We start from the raw sequence: 16,232 nt of genomic DNA, 5'->3' as shown, positions 1-16,232 counted from the left end.
GAGCTTGGCCTCAACTTAGGCGATACCGAAGCCGGTGACTTAGGTACCTTGGAATACAACACCGGAAGCGGTTGGGTGACAGTGCCAAACGATGGTGTGGTGACCGTGCCGGCAGGGCAAACTGAGTTTGATGTGCGTATCGCTGCCATTGATGATGCTGTTTATGAAGGCCCTGAAGATTTCAGTGTGACAGTAACCGGCATTGCCGCAGTACAAGGCAGTGATACGGGTACGGCGACGATTATTGATAATGATGCTCCTCCTTCTATTTCAAATGTTGTGAATGCAGTTGTTTCGGAAGAAGGTTTAGCTAATGGTATCCCTGATAATACAGGATCCCCTTCAGACACTACTAACTCCGCAAGTTTCTCAGGAACATTCACAGTTGCCGATCCAGACACGGCGAATGTTTCAGTGGTATTGGCAGGCCCTAACAACCTAACATCAGGAGGGGAGCCTATATCGTGGACGTGGGACAACAGTACTCAAACGCTGACTGCGAAAACTGCTCACCTGAGCGTTGTTGCTACTGTTGTGCTGAGCGAGCCTTCAGCTTCAGGTCAAGGTTCTTGGGACTATACTATCACTCTGTTTGAGCCACTTGATCATCCTGCTAATAATGTGGAAGACATCATCAACTTTGATTTACAGATTTCTGTAAGTGATGGACAAACAACAACATCTCAAAGCTTAAATGTGGCCGTTGAAGATGATTGCCCATACGTGCCTGTGGTTGTTCAACCCGTCGATGTGTCGCTTACTGGTGCACCTAACGTTCTGACAGGGCGCATAGATTTTGCAGGAAGTGAGGCAGACGCAACCAGTCGAACATTTGGGGATGTTGTTGTGACTGCAAACGGTTTTGTGTCTGACGAATCTGTGATGCTGGGAACAGCTGAAATCAATCAATCATCAGAAGGGATTGGCGTTAAAAGTTCTGGTAACAACGGCTTCCAATTAGAAAACGAAGTCGATTATCGATTCGCGGGTAATGAGGGTGTGTCAGAGCAGTTAATCATAGACTTAGGCAATAAAGTTGCTTACGGAGCAGAAATAGAATTTGAGAAAATGTTTGGTGGTGAACTTGAGAAAGGAATCGCATCTTTTTATAGAGATGGTGTATTAATTGCTCAGCAATCGTTCAGCTCTGACGCAAGCAGTGGTGATTACGCGGCAAATTTCAATGTTCAACAGGGAGGCTTTGATAAAATCATCCTCGAGGCGACCAGTAATGGCAATGGCCCGGATACTGAAGACAACAGTGACTTTACCGTTAAATCAATAACCTTTACAGGTGCGTACTCTGGCGTGCCAATTGCTAGTGCGGATGGGAACCTCGGTGCTGTATATGGAGCTGATGGCCCTGGTTCTATAGTCTTAAATGGAGGTGAGGCTGGTTTAGAGACTCTAGATGGTAAAGACGTGTTGATATACGTCGATCCACAAAACTCTAATAGACTGATTGCAGAGGCTGATGGAGAGCTTGCATTCGAAGTTCAACTTACACCTAGCACTGGAAAGTGGGAGTTCTTCCAATACTTGCCTTTGACCTCACCTTATGGCGATGGGGATATCGATTTTAACTACACGATTACTGATAATGATGGTGACAGTAAAACGGGGTACTTTTCTGTCAACCCTTACGCCCCACCAATTGTAGAAGGTGTAACACTAAACGTTTCTGAGGAAGGCTTAAGCAACGCCATTGCTGATGACTCTGCTCTAAACGGCTTTGATGACACAACTGACTCGAGTACTGATGTAGAACAATTGACGCTGGGTCAAACCGTTGATTCTGTTACGCTCAGTGAACCATCTACAGCTCTTACTAGTAACGGTATCTCTGTAACGTGGACGTTATCAAATAACGACCAAATGCTTATCGGTTCAGCGAACGGTGAAGAGGTTATCAAAATATCAGTCAATGATACTGGAGTGGTATCTACGGAGCTTCTTGGTCCGATTGATCACTCCAACCCATCTGGAGAAGACACCTTAAATATTGAGGTGCCTGTGCTTGTCTCGAATGCTCGTGGTCTTACTAACTCCACAACGGTCAACGTTATTGTGGAAGATGACTCACCAGATTCTGCATCTATTATTCACGATGTAGTTGCAGAAACTAAAGAAAGTGCCAACGTTCAGCTCATAATGGATGTCTCGGGTTCTATGCGAACGGATAATCGCTTGCAGATAATGAAAGATTCGGCAACTCAGTTATTGAATCAATATGAGTCTATCGGTCAAACGCGAGTTCAAATTATTACTTATAGCAGTACAGCATCCACTTACGCTATAGGTGCTGCGACGTGGCTGACGGTCGAGGATGCCAAAGCGTATATTGAGACGCTAACTGCGGGTGGCGCGACTAACTATAACAACGCGCTAAATGAAGCAAAACAGTCATGGGATGATGTAGGTAAGTTAACCAGTGCGTCGAATGTTAGTTACTTCTTGTCAGATGGTCAGCCAAACCCTGCGTCATCATTTATAAACGACGCTCGCGAGCAGAGTTGGATTGATCACCTAACCGATCCTGATAATCAGATAACAGCCCTAGCGTATGGTATGGGCGTTAATCTTATGCCGGAGCAATTAGATCGCGTAGCATATGATGGCTTTTTGAATCAAGACCTTGATGGTGTTGTGGTTCCTGACGTAACTCAATTACCTCCGGTTATGTTGCAGTCAGTGATTCAACCTGTTGGGGGGAACTTGATGTATACCACTTCTCCAGATACAGGTATTGGTGCAGATGGTGGTTATATTAGCGAAATAGAACATGACGGTGTCACTTATTCGTTTGATGGTTCAGACCTAATAGTAACTGACAATAACGATGGTATTTCGCATGCATTTGACGACACAACGATGCAGCTTACTATCTATATCGACAGCAAACATACTCTGGAAATCGACCTAAACGATGGTGCGTATGCATTTTATGGTGCGGTGGGTGATACAGTTGAAACGTTAGACTTCGATTATGTATTGACGGATAACGATGGCGATCAAAGTGAGAATACCCTGCAATTAATTATTGATGAAAACGGAGGAGTAAATGCTTCAAGTAATGGCTCTGCAAATATTATTGAAGCTGAAGTAGATGTAAGTCATGACATCTTGATCGGTAATGATAACGAGGCAGATGTCTTTAAATGGGTCAACGACTCCTTGGATACAGGAACAGATCTAATTAGAGGTTTTGAGAGAGATTTGGACACCTTAGATCTGAGTGAAGTAGTTGAAGATGCAGGGCACAATACGATAGAAGAACTTCTTAATAGTATTGACTTGAACATTGATGGCGATGACTTATCTCTAGAAATAACCCATAACGATGGAAACTCAATTCAAACTATCGTAATAGAAAACGGGGCGACAGAGTTTAGTGATTTAATCGTGGGAAATGCGGACTTTGAGAGAGATGTGTTATCCGCACTAACTAAGGTTAACTTAGAGCCATAATGAAAAAGGGCCAGTAGGCCCTTTTCTTCTGCTTTGTCTTACTTATTCGTAGCCTAAAGCACTTTACATGCAAAACCTTTTAAGTAGAAGCCTTCTGGATATGCTGTATCGGTTGGGTGGTCAGCGGCTTGCTCAAAACGCTCCACAAACTTTACTTGGCGGTTAGCGTCTACGGCTGCATCAGCGATGATTTTCTGGAACAGAACTTGATCCATCAAGCCAGAGCACGAGTAGGTCAGTAGCGTGCCGCCCGGTTTTAGAATTTGCATTGCTAGCATGTTGATGTCTTTGTAACCACGACATGCGCCGTTTAGTTGTGCTTTGCTCTCTGCGAACTTCGGTGGGTCCATGATCACAACATCGAACTGAGTTCCTTGATCACGATACTCACGAAGCAGCTTAAACACGTCTGCATTTAGGAAGACGGCACGCTTCTTCGAAATATCAAACTCGTTTAGTTCTGCGTTGAATTTTGCGGTATCTAAAGCAGGTTGTGACACGTCAGCGTTAATCACACGCTTTGCATCACCTTTTAGAGCGTAAAGTCCGAAGCCACCAGTGTAAGAGAAGCAGTTAAGAACTTCTTTGCCTTTCATATATTTCATCGCTTGCTGGCGACTATCACGTTGATCTAGGTAGAAACCTGTTTTGTGTCCGCCAACGATATCTACACTAATCTTTACGCCATTTTCTTCGATGACGACCGATTTAGGTGGCTCTTCGCCGTGCAAGACGCCCGTGATCTCTTTTAAACCTTCTTTTTTACGAACGGCCACGTCAGAGCGCTCGTACACATTACAATCAGGGAAGCACTCAACCAGAGCGTCAACAATAGCCTGCTTATTGTGTTCTGCGCCAGCACTGAGAAGTTGGCACACAAAGAAATTTTGGTAACGGTCGATCGTAACGCCTGGTAAGCCGTCAGACTCTGCTGCGATAAGGCGATAACCCGTAAGGCCATCACGTTCGATAATGTCTTCACGAAGAAGTTGTGCGTCTTTAAGTCGTTTAACGAAAAACGCGGTGTCGATTTCTTCTTTATCAAAACTCCAAATACGAGCACGAATTTGTGAAGCTGGCGAATATGCCGCCTTAGCTAGCCATTTACCGTCGTGAGTGAATACATCAACCGTTTCGCCAAGAGCAGGTTCGCCCTCAACTTTGTTGATGCCTCGAGAGAAGATCCAAGGGTGCTTGCGCTTGACCGATTTCTCACGACCTTTAACCAAATAGATAGCAGCTGTCATTTCATTAGCTCTTGTTGAATTTTGAAAGGGGCGTATTGTCCGGGATGTGAATGGTAAAAGCAATATCCCTCGGCAATCCAGTACATTGTAGTGACTTTTAAATACAAAAAAGGTCACTAAAGTGACCCTTTTATTTGAATTTGCTGTAACAGATTCCGTTGCTATGCTTTAAGTCCAGTAAGTAGTGTTTCCATGGTGTCGCTTTGCTTACGCAGTTGATCAACGTTTTGTGAAGTCGTGCTTATCATATTGCACACGTTATCTGCTTGAACTCGAATCTCTTCAACGCTTGAGGCGATATTGTCCGCGACTACACCTTGCTCTTCAGCTGCTGTTGCAATTTGAATGCTACTGTCGGAGATAGTTTGATTTTTATCTGCCAAAGAGCCGATTTCGTGATTCACTTCCGTCATGAGGTTTTGTCCCTCATTTGCATTATTAACTGTCACTTCCATCAGCTTAGTAAGCGACTGGCTGTTACGCTGTAATGATTCAATCATCGTTTGGATTTCAACTGTCGCTTGCTGAGTGCGTCCCGCAAGAGCGCGAACCTCATCCGCAACGACCGCAAATCCACGACCTTGTTCTCCAGCACGTGCAGCTTCAATAGCCGCGTTCAGAGCAAGTAGGTTGGTTTGCTCGGAGATCCCATTGATGGTTGTCACGACTTCATCAATTTGTGCTGCATTGGCATCTAACTCGGCAACGGCTTGAGACGCAGATTGAATCTCATTAGAAAGGTTCGAAATCGAGTGAAGCGTATTCTCAACTTTCACTTGTCCAGACTGAGCCACGTTTCGCGCATCATCGGTTTGCGTGCTTGAATCGTGAGCTAGTGTCGCGACTTCTCGAATCGTTGATGCCATCTGTTCAGTTGCACTCGCAAGAGAGTTGAGGTGTTCCTGCTGAGTCGCTGAAATATCTGAACTGTGATGAATCGATTGATTCAGGTCTGAGCTAATTTGTTGCATTAACGCCACAGACTCTTGAATCGACAGCACCATTTGTTGCTCTCGTTCTGCAACTTTGTCTATCGTAATAGCAATTTCACTAAACTCGTCGCGAACAGGGAAGAAGTTCATTCTCGCAGTTAAGTCGCCACCCGCAAGAGTGTTTAATGCTTTGTTCATCGTGAACATCGCGCCGCCAATAAACGTCATGATGTAGTAAACGCCAAGAGCGAGAATAAACAAGCTCACACAGATAATGCTTACTTGAGTCGTTGATAGGGCAGCCCATAAAGAAAGTTCATGGTTCGCAACCAAACTGTACGTACCATTTAAAACAGACACGGATTGCGAACCAGAGCCAATAGAAACGGTTTCTGAACCAGCGATGAGGCTTGCTACTTGAGATTGAGAAAGGTTGCCTGCCTCTATCAGACCTTTCATAAGCATGAGCTCTTCTTGGTACATACTTGAGATCAGTGTATTAGCCGCGCTATTAAGGACGAGAGTGAGAATGACTAAAGCAAGAAGAGGGAGAACGAAGAGCAAATAGAACTTTTCTTGAATCTTTAAGTGAATGAGATACTTATCAATCCAGCGGAATGGAATTTCTTTCATAATTATAATAACCGTGCAAAAACCCACTATCCTTAGTGGGGTGAATAGACGAAAAGAATATATCACTCAGTAAAAAGAAGCGGTACAAAGATGAACGTAAAGTGTGAGAGATTTATAGTAAAAGGTCACGTTCAAGGCGTCGGCTTTCGTTACCATACTTCCCATCAAGGATTGAAGCTAGGGTTAACAGGTTATGCGAAGAACCTAAACAATGGCGATGTTGAAGTGATGGCGTGTGGAACAGACGCGCAAATAGTTGCGTTTTCGGAATGGTTACAAGAAGGACCGCGAACGGCAACAGTAGAGCATGTGATGCAGGAACCTGCGTCGTATAAGCCGTTACGCGGTTTTAAAATTTTATGAATCTACAAGCATTTAGCTGGCTTTGGTAGGCCGGCTAATTTGGTTGCTTGTTTGGCTGGCCCCTTTTTAAACAGCTTGAATAGATACTTACTGTTACCTTTTTCTGGGCCGTGCGCTTTTTCCATCGCTTTCACAAGCATACGCACTGCAGGGGAGGTATTAAACTCTTCATAAAAGTCTCGCACAAAATGCACAACTTCCAAATGAGCATCCGTAAGCTCGATGTCTTCTTCTTTTGCTAAAAGCTCAATCATACCTTCTTCCCATTGAGTATGATCCAATAAGTAGCCTTGAGCATCCGTTTCAATTTCTTTGCCGTTGTAAACGAACATAACGTTTTATCCGTTAAGTAAACATGGATGTTTATAGATTAGCGACAGCCGAGAATGTTCTCAACAAAAGAATCTCGAAGTCGTATCGAGCGAAGCAAAAGCGTACAAAATGGTGAGTGTTTTTGACTGAGCTAGGCACTTTGATATAAATGCTCTTTTATTCAAATAAATAAGAAACTATTCAGTTTGTTAGAAATTTTACGGTGTGAGTACCAACGAAATTGCATGGATATCCAGGCTTATTCATTTTTGTTTTGGTTTTTTCTTGGCTACTTGTCTGATTATGGGATTTTATGGGTGAATGAATAGCTGACAACGTTGTGTTTGTTTTCATAGACCGATATTCTCTTTGATTGATGAAAAGCCTGTATTCAGGTTAGAAACAACAATGATGACAAGGAGTTAGTCATGTCGAAACAACGTTACATTGAGATTAATGACAATGTAAAATCCACTTGGTCCATCGAGCGAATTTGGCAACTTGCAGAATCCTTACCTGTAGAAGAAATTGCGATTGATGATATAAAAGGCCCAAATGAAGTGACTTGGTTTAGTCATGAAGGGCCACAGCCAACCTGCCGTGAAATTGCAAAACATTGCCGACGAATCAACAATGCTGATTTGTCGTATCCGGTAATCTTAACCAGTGACTATCGTGTTTTTGACGGTATGCACCGAATCGCCAAGCAAATCATGTTAGGAGAGGAAACGATCAAAGTGAGACGCTTTAGAGAAAATCCAGAAGCTGACGAAGTTATCGAGTTGTCAGTAGAGCAGGCGTAATACACTGAATTGCACACAAAGAAAAAGCCCGAAGGAATTACCTTCGGGCTTTTTTATTCTACTTAACGAGAAACGATTAATCGTCGTTCATAATACCTAGAATGCTTAGTAGGCTGATGAAGATGTTGTAGATTGATACATACAAAGTTACTGTCGCAGAGATGTAGTTTGTTTCACCGCCACGAATAATGCTTTGTGTTGTCATCAGGATCGCCATAGTAGAGAAAATGATAAACAAGCTGCTCAACGCCAAGTGTAAGAGGGTTGATTGAATAAAGAAGCTTGCAATCATGCCCACAACCAGCACAACAAATAGTGATAGCATTAAGCCACCCATCATCGATAGGTCACGTTTCGTTGTTAGTGCGTATGCCGATGCTGCCATGAAAGATAGTGCCGTACCACCGAGTGCGGTTAATACGATATCGCCCATGCCTGCACCAATGTACATGTTTAGAATAGGGCCAACGGTGTAACCTAAGAAGCCAGTAAATAGGAACGTAAACACAAGGCCAAGACTGTTGTTACGGTTTTTCTCTGTTAAGAATAATAGGCCGTAGAAACCAACCAGCATTAGGATGATACCTGGATGTGGAAGGTTAAATGCCATTGCAACGCCAGCAACGACTGCCGACCATAAAAGTGTCATTGAAAGTAGAGCGTAAGTATTACGCAATACTTTGTTCGTTTGTAGAGCACTTTCTTGAGTTGAAGTGCGGGTAAACATTGGACTGTTCATAATCTTCCTCGATAAGAGACTTTCTTTTAAGTACATTTATGGGATTGAAAGTTCAAAAAATCAAGCCCTAACCATACGTAACTTAGATAAAATAATAATAGAAATAAGATGTTATGTATTTGGCAACTTGTAACACAATATTACTGCCTAGCATAGCTATGTTGATTCTTACACAGATTTTTGAATTTAGTAACAAAAAGCACTGGCTTCATAGAAACCAGTGCTTTTTTATGTCGATTCGGCTAAATCTTAGTGGTGTAAGATTTGCGCTAGGAAATTTTGGGTCCTATCCGATTGAGGATTTTCGAAGAAATCAACAGGGTTGTTTTCTTCGATGATCTCTCCTGCGTCCATGAATATCACGCGATCGGCAACTTCTTTAGCAAAGCCCATTTCATGTGTCACACAAAGCATAGTCATGCCTTCCTCGGCGAGTTCGACCATTACATCCAGTACTTCGCGAACCATTTCCGGGTCGAGTGCAGATGTTGGCTCATCAAAAAGCATGACTTTAGGGTTCATACACAAAGAGCGAGCAATCGCCACGCGTTGTTGCTGACCACCAGACAACTGACCGGGATACTTCTCCGCTTGGTCTGGAATTTTAACACGTTCCAGATATTTCATCGCAACTGCTTCTGCTTCATCTTTTGGCATCTTCTTCACCCAGATAGGCGCGAGCGTACAGTTTTCCAGTACGGTTAAATGAGGGAAGAGATTAAAGTGTTGAAAGCACATGCCCACTTCTCGGCGTACTGCTTCAATGTTCTTTAAGTCTTCAGTTAATTCCGTACCAGAGACGTAAATGCTGCCTGCTTGGTGCTCTTCAAGACGGTTAATACAGCGAATCATCGTTGATTTTCCCGACCCTGATGGACCACAGATAACGATTTTCTCGCCGCGCTTAACGTCGAGGTTAATATTTTTTAGTACGTGAAACTCACCATACCATTTATTCATGTCCTTCAATTGGATCATGTAGTCTTGTTGTTGCGTCATAATACGTCCTTGATCTTGATGAGTTATCGTTTGTGACCGGTATGAAGTTTGTTTTCAAGCCATATCGAATAGCGTGACATGCCAAAACAAAATACCCAAAACACTAACGCGACAAATACATAACTTTCTGTAGCAAAGCCTAACCATTCAGGGTCGGTGTTTGCTGCTTGCCCTATACCGAGTACGTCAAACATACCAATGATGAGTACCAAACTGGTGTCTTTAAACAAACCGATGAAGGTGTTCACGATAGAAGGAATAGTAATCTTTAGCGCCTGTGGCAAGATAATCAGCCCAGTCTTTTTCCAGTAACTTAACCCAAGCGCATCAGCGGCTTCATATTGACCTTTCGGAATGGCTTGTAGACCACCGCGTACCACTTCTGCCATGTAAGCGGAGGCAAACATAACCACACCGATAAGGGCGCGAATCAGTTTATCTGTCTCTGAACCTTCAGACATAAACAATGGAAGCATAACCGAAGCCATGAACAAAACCGTAATAAGCGGAACGCCACGCCAAACTTCAATGTAGACGGTACAAATGCTGCGAATGATCGGCATCTCTGAACGTCTACCAAGCGCAAGCACCACACCAATTGGCAGTGAAACTACGATACCAACTAACGCAATAATGAGCGTAACGAGTAATCCACCCCATTTGTGTGTATCGACCACTTCTAGTCCAAAGACACCCCCGTATAACAGCCCAGCGATGATGAATGGGTAGATGTTTACGAAGAAAAGCCAAATCCACATCCGTTTCGGTGTCTTCTCATACGCGAGTAAAACAGTAAATATGGCTAATGTGATATAGAACAGGCGAGGGCGCCATAGTTCGGACTCTGGATAAAAACCATACATGAACTGCTCCCAGCGCACGCTGATAAATACCCAGCAAGCACCATCTCGGCTACAGTCGTCACGCGTTGAGCCAATCCAGTCTGCGTTAATAAACGCCCAATCCACGATATACCATATTGCAGTTACGACAATATACGCAAGAATGACAGTAACAATGGAATTGATAGGGCCATTAAATAGATTTTTCCGCATCCAACCAACGAAGCCTACAGTATTGGCGGGTGGCGGGAGATCCGGTTGAAATTGATGAGTACTCATATTATCTCTCCACCAGCGCGACTTTACGGTTATACAAGTTCATTAATGCAGACGTAATCAGACTTAATGTCAAGTACACGCCCATCGTCATCGCAATGATCTCAATCGCTTGTCCCGTTTGGTTCAGGGTAGTACCAGCAAACACAGAGACAAGATCTGGGTAACCAATCGCCATCGCTAACGATGAGTTTTTGGTGAGGTTGAGATATTGACTGGTTAAAGGTGGAATAATAATTCGTAACGCTTGAGGAATGACAACAAGCTTTAAAGTTTTCGAGCGTGGTAAGCCTAGCGACATCGCTGCTTCGGTTTGACCATGGCTAACCGCATTAATACCAGAGCGCACAATCTCAGCAATGAAAGAAGCTGTATAAACACTCAATGCCAAAAGTAGCGCAGCCAATTCAGGAATAATGCTAATACCACCTCGGAAGTTAAACCCTTTTAGTTCAGGATAATTCAGTGAAATTGGCATACCAGCAAGGAAGTACACAACCAATGGAAGGCCAACCACTAAACCCAAAACTATTCTTCCCATTGGGGTTTGTTGCCCAGTGAGACGTTGCTTATTGTTCGCCCATACATTAATTAATAAGCTTGCGATTACCCCGAAGATTAACGCGGCAATAACGTAGCTACTGCCAGGTTCCATAGTCGGTGCAGGGAAATATAAGCCACGAACGTTCAGGAAAATAGCTTCACCAAGACTTAAGCTTTGGCGTGGTGAGGGTAATGCTTGAAGAACAGCGAAATACCAGAAGAATATTTGCAGAAGAAGGGGGATATTTCGGAAAGTTTCGATATAAACTGCCGCTAAACGACTAACTAACCAGTTAGAAGAAAGGCGGGCAACCCCCATGGTAAAGCCAATCACAGTAGCCAGAATAATACCTAATACGGAGACTAACGCCGTATTAAGAAGGCCGATGATAAATGTTCTGCCGTAAGAGTACGTTTCATCGTATTCAATTAATGTTAACCCAATACCAAACCCGGCTTCTTGATTCAGAAAACCGAAGCCCGTTGCAATACCACGAGCATCTAAGTTATTGAGAGCGTTGTTTACAATCGTGTAAAAGAAAAATACCAGTGCAGCAATGGCAATGATCTGGAAAATAGCAGAACGAAAGGCAGGATTATAAATCAGGCTCTTGCTTCCGCTTGGTTTGGACATCGTACTTGGCGATGCATCTTGTGTCGGTTTCATACAGCGATAACCTCAAACCTTAGTTATAGATATCGGCCTGTATAACGAAGTTTCGTCCTTGCTGGCTAAAGAATAACTCTCTCATGTCTAGTGGCTTACGAACCTTTAAAGCCGTTCCACCAAGCGAGCGCTTTTCGCCATCCAATGAGCGATCCTTACTCATACAGTGAGATATAATCAAGAAAAAGGGCGGCATGAACCGCCCTGATTAACTCTTTCTATCGGATTGGTGGCGCGTACATAAAGCCGCCTGCATTCCATAGCGCATTAACGCCACGAGAGATTTCTAACGGCGAACCAGTACCGACTGTACGTTCGAAGCTTTCACCATAGTTACCAACTTGTTTGATAACCTGGTAGCCCCAATCGTCGCGGATACCCAACCCTTTGCCTTTAGGGCCATCAACACCGAGGATACGCTTGATGTTTGGATCTGTTGACTTCAGCATTTCATCCGCATTCTTCGAACTAATACCGTATTCTTCAGCGTTAATCATCGCAGACAATGTCCACTTAGCGATGTTAAACCATTGATCATCGCCTTGACGAACGACTGGACCTAGTGGCTCTTTAGAGATGATTTCTGGAAGAACGGCCGCAGAGGACGGATCTTTCAAATTCAAACGCAGTGCATAAAGGCCAGATTGGTCAGTTGTTAATACGTCACAGCGTCCCGCATCAAAACCTTTCGAAGTTTGCGCAGCTGTGTCGAATACCACTGGTTTGTACGCCATGCCTTGGTTGCGGAAATAATCTGCAAGGTTTAGCTCGGTTGTTGTACCTGATTGAACACATACCGACGCACCATCAAGCTCTTTAGCACTTGAGATACCAAGTTCCTTCTTCACCATAAAACCTTGACCGTCGTAGTAGTTCACACCTACGAAGTTTAGGCCCAGTGCAGTGTCACGGTGGAGAGTCCAGGTCGTGTTACGGGAAAGCACATCAATCTCACCAGATTGAAGCGCAGTGAAACGTTCTTTTGCGGTTAGGGGTACATATTTAACTTTCGTTTTATCCCCAAGAACGGCTGCAGCCAGTGCTTGGCAATATTCTACGTCGATACCTTCCCATTCGCCTTTTGAGTTAGGGTTAGAGAAACCAGGTAGACCGGTACTTACGCCACAAGTAAGAAAGCCTTGTTTTGTGACTTTGTCCAGAGTAGTGTCTGCTGCTTGAGCTGATGTTGCCATCATCGCAGTAGAAGCCGCTACGACGGAAGCAAGAACTGTGAGTTTATTTGCCATTTGTATCCTTCCTGTATGATCCATGTTTAATCAGGAGTGACCTGAAATAACGTGTCCAATTCGTTAGAGTTATCGTCCTACGTGATTGATTTTCGAAGAAACGGCATTCGATAGATCAACCAGTTATAAGCGTAGGAAAGGATCTGTTAATTCTCAAATATATAATTTAAATGAAGTTTTGAGAGAACTTACAAAGTGCCTTGAGATTTAGAATGACGAAATGTTAATTGTTTGTAAATAGTGCAATTCATGGACAATTTGGTGCATCAGAACAATCAATAGAAGAGTGAACAATACAAAAGAATAAAAAGTTGTTATTAAAACTGTCATTAGCTGAGCAAGGTGAAGTTCAGTAAAAATTCAAACAAAAATTATTTGTGATACCGAAACAGGGTGATGAGCTTGCCCCATTTTTGGTAGCATGGTCTACAACAGCTAATTAGAGTAATCATGGATTGAAATGCGATATTTTCCTCTGTTCTTAGATTTAATTAATAAACCCGTTCTCGTCGTGGGTGGCGGTGAGGTGGCAAGCCGAAAGGTGGAAGCGTTGCTAAAGGCTGGGGCGGATGTGACTATCGTTTCTCCGACGTTGGTTGATTTTCTGTCTAAGCTTGCTTCTGAGCATCAACTGCGCTGGGTACAACGTTTCTATTCGAGTGACATTGTCACTAAAAACTTTGTTCAAGTGTGGGCGACGACAGACAATCCTGAGCTAAATCACCAAGTGTACAAAGATGCCAAAGAGCTAGGCATCTTGGTTAACGTTGTGGATGATAAGCCTTATTGTGATTTCATCACGCCGTCAATGATTAATCGTGGCCGCATCCAAATCGCTATCTCTAGTGGTGGAGCTTCGCCAGTTTTAATTCGAAACATCCGTGAAAAGCTTGAATCGATACTGCCACAAAACATGGGGTTGATGGCGGATTTTGCTAACTCAAAGCGAAACTCAATTAAAGAGGCACTGCCTAGCGTCGATTTACGCCGCAAGTTTTGGGAGCAATTTTTCTCGAATCCCGAGGTGGAAAACGCGCGAGATAATCGTGAGTTAGAAGCAATTTACCAAGCGACCATGGCAACACCTTTAGATGAAAAGGGAAGTTGTACTTGGATACATGTTGGGAAAGATGTTGAGATGTTGCCAATAAAAGCCGTACGCTATATGCAACAAGCGGAGCTGGCTCTGTACTCAACTCGATGTGAAGCGAATGTGTTAGAACTAATACGCAGAGATGCAGAAAGAGAAGCTTTCTCGAGCGCTGCTGAGCTTTCGGATATGCTGGCCAAGGCTAAAGCTGAAAAGCTTCGAATTTGCGTGTTCATACCACAAGGAACGAGCGAATTCGTATTGCTGCAAGGGCAGGACTTGGTTATCTAGCAATGCCAAATGCTAAAAGTGGATACGTAGTTCGTTACACAAAAGCCAATAAAAAACGCCAGCGGATTATGCGCTGGCGTTTTTACTTACTTCTCAGATTGATTAATCACGGAAGTTGTTAAACTGGAATGGGATACCCATCTCTGCTTCACGAATCGCTGCCATTGTCGCTTGCAGGTCGTCGCGTTTCTTACCAGTAACACGTACTTTGTCGCCTTGAATAGAGGCTTGTACTTTTAACTTTGCGTCTTTGATAAGTTTCACTACTTTTTTCGCCGTTGGAGTATCAATACCTTGGCGGAAAAGCAGAGTTTGGTGCCAGTTTTTACCAGTAACGTCTGGGTCTTGTGCATCCATTGCGTTCGCGTCAATGTTACGCTTCGCTAAGTGGCCGCGTAAAATGTCGCGCATTTGCTTAAGTTGGAAGTCACCTTCCGCAGACATTTTTACGTTTTCTTCTACTAGCTCAAAGCTCGCATTTACGTTGCGGAAATCGAAACGAGTAGACAATTCACGGTTAGCGTTATCAACGGCGTTACGTAGTTCAACCGTATCGATTTCAGAAACAATATCAAACGATGGCATGAAGATTCCTTGATTATTTTGTTATAGGGACTTTCGGGACTTAACAGCGCTTGCCAGCATATCTAGCATTGTAGCAGTGTCTTCCCAACCTAGGCATGGATCTGTAATAGACTGACCATACGTTAGGTTATTGATGTCAGTCATTGGCTGATTGCCTTCAAGAATAAAGCTTTCAGCCATGATACCCGCAATACGAGTGCTGCCTGACTTAATTTGGTTACAAATGTCCTGAGCTACGTCGATTTGTTTTCTGTGTTGCTTCTGACAGTTTGCATGGCTGAAATCCACAACCAAACGTTGTGGCAATCCAAACTCAGCTAAAGCATCACATGCTTGTTTGACTGATGCTTCATCAAAGTTAGGGCCTTTTTCTCCACCGCGCAGAATAATATGACCATAAGGGTTACCACTTGTGCGGTAAACCGTCATTCGACCGTTCTTATCTGGCGAGTAGAAGTAATGCGATGCTTTCGATGCGCGAATTGCATCAATTGCAATTTTTACGTTGCCATTTGTGCCATTTTTGAAACCAACTGGGCAAGATAGTGCCGACGCCATTTCACGGTGAATTTGTGATTCCGTTGTGCGAGCACCAATCGCGCCCCAAGTGATCAAATCCGCGATGTATTGGCCAGTGATCATATCAAGAAACTCAGTAGCAGTCGCAAGACCAAGCTTGTTGATATCCAGTAGTAGTTTACGAGCTTTATGAAGACCAGCTTCAAGTGCGTAAGAACCATCTAGGTTAGGGTCCGTAATCAAACCTTTCCAACCAACTACTGTACGAGGCTTTTCAAAGTAAGTACGCATCACGATAAACAGTTCGTCTTTGTACTTGTCTTGGATTTCACTCAGGCGAGTGGCGTAATCAATGGCAGCTTCAGTGTCGTGAACAGAACACGGACCTACAATCGCAAGAAGGCGATCGTCTTCACCCGATAAAATGTTTTCAATCTGACGACGAGATTGAGCGATACGGTCTGCAACGTCATCCGTAATAGGATGTACACTACCTAGCTCTGCTGGGGTAGGCATTGGACCCAAAGGCTGGGTTCTCAATTCATCTGTTTTTATAGGCATGTTATAGCTTTATTCTCTATTGCGAAGGGGTAAAGATAACGGAATTACAGGCAGGAATAAACCGTTTCACGGGAATCTTCGCCAGGAAATACCGAATTGTATACAAAGGTGTAGG

At 43.6% G+C, this 16,232-nt stretch carries 15 protein-coding genes; 4 read left to right on the top strand and 11 right to left on the bottom strand.

Annotation, left to right across the window (positions count from 1 at the left end):
* On the top strand, positions 1-3,468 hold a 3,468-nt coding region (locus tag R8269_RS06745; RefSeq protein ID WP_318222488.1), incomplete at its 5' end, for a VWA domain-containing protein.
* A 53-nt stretch (positions 3,469-3,521) separates the two neighbouring features.
* On the opposite strand, the gene R8269_RS06740 is transcribed toward R8269_RS06745, so the two are convergent.
* Entirely contained in the window at positions 3,522-4,715 is a 1,194-nt protein-coding gene (locus tag R8269_RS06740) for a class I SAM-dependent methyltransferase (protein ID WP_054574168.1), read from the bottom strand.
* A gap of 161 nt (positions 4,716-4,876) precedes the next feature.
* Positions 4,877-6,280 (bottom strand): methyl-accepting chemotaxis protein, encoded by a 1,404-nt coding sequence (locus R8269_RS06735; RefSeq protein ID WP_054730265.1) that lies wholly within the window; start codon positions 6,278-6,280, stop codon positions 4,877-4,879.
* Between the two features lie 90 nt (positions 6,281-6,370).
* Here R8269_RS06735 and yccX point away from each other — a divergent pair, with 90 nt between their 5' ends.
* Positions 6,371-6,643, top strand: coding sequence for an acylphosphatase (gene yccX / locus R8269_RS06730; protein ID WP_017634611.1), 273 nt, complete (start codon positions 6,371-6,373; stop codon positions 6,641-6,643).
* A gap of 2 nt (positions 6,644-6,645) precedes the next feature.
* Here yccX and R8269_RS06725 read toward each other — a convergent pair whose 3' ends face one another.
* Complete coding sequence (locus tag R8269_RS06725) at positions 6,646-6,975, bottom strand: TusE/DsrC/DsvC family sulfur relay protein (protein WP_005377396.1); 330 nt, start codon at positions 6,973-6,975, stop codon at positions 6,646-6,648.
* Between the two features lie 408 nt (positions 6,976-7,383).
* Here R8269_RS06725 and R8269_RS06720 point away from each other — a divergent pair, with 408 nt between their 5' ends.
* A complete protein-coding gene (locus R8269_RS06720) occupies positions 7,384-7,758 on the top strand; it encodes a chromosome partitioning protein ParB (RefSeq protein WP_025766606.1) in 375 nt (124 codons plus the stop codon).
* A 76-nt stretch (positions 7,759-7,834) separates the two neighbouring features.
* On the opposite strand, the gene R8269_RS06715 is transcribed toward R8269_RS06720, so the two are convergent.
* The 6 genes from R8269_RS06715 to R8269_RS06690 all read right to left on the bottom strand — a co-directional run bounded on the left by R8269_RS06715 (position 7,835) and on the right by R8269_RS06690 (position 13,071).
* A complete protein-coding gene (locus R8269_RS06715) occupies positions 7,835-8,497 on the bottom strand; it encodes a Bax inhibitor-1/YccA family protein (protein WP_025766607.1) in 663 nt (220 codons plus the stop codon).
* A gap of 249 nt (positions 8,498-8,746) precedes the next feature.
* On the bottom strand, positions 8,747-9,496 hold the full coding sequence (locus R8269_RS06710; RefSeq protein ID WP_005377400.1) for an amino acid ABC transporter ATP-binding protein: 750 nt from the start codon (positions 9,494-9,496) through the stop codon (positions 8,747-8,749).
* 23 nt (positions 9,497-9,519) lie between these two features.
* Positions 9,520-10,617 carry an amino acid ABC transporter permease gene (locus R8269_RS06705; RefSeq protein WP_005389988.1) on the bottom strand — a complete coding sequence of 366 codons (1,098 nt, stop codon included), beginning with the start codon at positions 10,615-10,617 and terminating at the stop codon, positions 9,520-9,522.
* 1 nt (position 10,618) lies between these two features.
* Complete coding sequence (locus tag R8269_RS06700) at positions 10,619-11,824, bottom strand: amino acid ABC transporter permease (protein ID WP_005377402.1); 1,206 nt, start codon at positions 11,822-11,824, stop codon at positions 10,619-10,621.
* 19 nt (positions 11,825-11,843) lie between these two features.
* Positions 11,844-11,969: a hypothetical protein gene (locus tag R8269_RS06695; protein WP_256895753.1), complete on the bottom strand. Its 126-nt coding sequence runs from the start codon at positions 11,967-11,969 to the stop codon at positions 11,844-11,846.
* 73 nt (positions 11,970-12,042) lie between these two features.
* Positions 12,043-13,071, bottom strand: coding sequence for an amino acid ABC transporter substrate-binding protein (locus R8269_RS06690; protein WP_005377403.1), 1,029 nt, complete (start codon positions 13,069-13,071; stop codon positions 12,043-12,045).
* A gap of 460 nt (positions 13,072-13,531) precedes the next feature.
* Between R8269_RS06690 and R8269_RS06685 the strand changes: the two genes are divergently transcribed.
* Positions 13,532-14,452, top strand: coding sequence for a bifunctional precorrin-2 dehydrogenase/sirohydrochlorin ferrochelatase (locus R8269_RS06685; protein ID WP_033905330.1), 921 nt, complete (start codon positions 13,532-13,534; stop codon positions 14,450-14,452).
* Positions 14,453-14,554: 102 nt separating this feature from the next.
* Here R8269_RS06685 and R8269_RS06680 read toward each other — a convergent pair whose 3' ends face one another.
* Both R8269_RS06680 and R8269_RS06675 read right to left on the bottom strand, forming a co-directional pair.
* The gene (locus R8269_RS06680) at positions 14,555-15,037 is read right to left on the bottom strand and encodes a YajQ family cyclic di-GMP-binding protein (RefSeq protein WP_005377415.1); all 483 of its coding nucleotides are present in this window, start codon (positions 15,035-15,037) and stop codon (positions 14,555-14,557) included.
* A 21-nt stretch (positions 15,038-15,058) separates the two neighbouring features.
* Positions 15,059-16,117, bottom strand: a complete 1,059-nt coding sequence (locus R8269_RS06675) for a 3-deoxy-7-phosphoheptulonate synthase (RefSeq protein ID WP_005390197.1) — start codon at positions 16,115-16,117, stop codon at positions 15,059-15,061.
* Positions 16,118-16,232: the final 115 nt, after the last annotated feature.

Source organism: Vibrio sp. Vb0667, assembly GCF_033391095.1.
This window is presented reverse-complemented; position numbering and strand designations above follow the sequence as displayed.

What these genes read in the sequence shown, in the direction of transcription:
- R8269_RS06740 (WP_054574168.1), bottom strand. Translation starts at nt 4,715, where the DNA reads ATGACAGCTGCTATCTATTTGGTTAAAGGTCGTGAGAAATCGGTCAAG.
- R8269_RS06735 (WP_054730265.1), bottom strand. Translation starts at nt 6,280, where the DNA reads ATGAAAGAAATTCCATTCCGCTGGATTGATAAGTATCTCATTCACTTA.
- yccX (WP_017634611.1), top strand. Translation starts at nt 6,371, where the DNA reads ATGAACGTAAAGTGTGAGAGATTTATAGTAAAAGGTCACGTTCAAGGC.
- R8269_RS06725 (WP_005377396.1), bottom strand. Translation starts at nt 6,975, where the DNA reads ATGTTCGTTTACAACGGCAAAGAAATTGAAACGGATGCTCAAGGCTAC.
- R8269_RS06720 (WP_025766606.1), top strand. Translation starts at nt 7,384, where the DNA reads ATGTCGAAACAACGTTACATTGAGATTAATGACAATGTAAAATCCACT.
- R8269_RS06715 (WP_025766607.1), bottom strand. Translation starts at nt 8,497, where the DNA reads ATGAACAGTCCAATGTTTACCCGCACTTCAACTCAAGAAAGTGCTCTA.
- R8269_RS06710 (WP_005377400.1), bottom strand. Translation starts at nt 9,496, where the DNA reads ATGACGCAACAACAAGACTACATGATCCAATTGAAGGACATGAATAAA.
- R8269_RS06705 (WP_005389988.1), bottom strand. Translation starts at nt 10,617, where the DNA reads ATGAGTACTCATCAATTTCAACCGGATCTCCCGCCACCCGCCAATACT.
- R8269_RS06700 (WP_005377402.1), bottom strand. Translation starts at nt 11,824, where the DNA reads ATGAAACCGACACAAGATGCATCGCCAAGTACGATGTCCAAACCAAGC.
- R8269_RS06690 (WP_005377403.1), bottom strand. Translation starts at nt 13,071, where the DNA reads ATGGCAAATAAACTCACAGTTCTTGCTTCCGTCGTAGCGGCTTCTACT.
- R8269_RS06685 (WP_033905330.1), top strand. Translation starts at nt 13,532, where the DNA reads ATGCGATATTTTCCTCTGTTCTTAGATTTAATTAATAAACCCGTTCTC.
- R8269_RS06680 (WP_005377415.1), bottom strand. Translation starts at nt 15,037, where the DNA reads ATGCCATCGTTTGATATTGTTTCTGAAATCGATACGGTTGAACTACGT.
- R8269_RS06675 (WP_005390197.1), bottom strand. Translation starts at nt 16,117, where the DNA reads ATGCCTATAAAAACAGATGAATTGAGAACCCAGCCTTTGGGTCCAATG.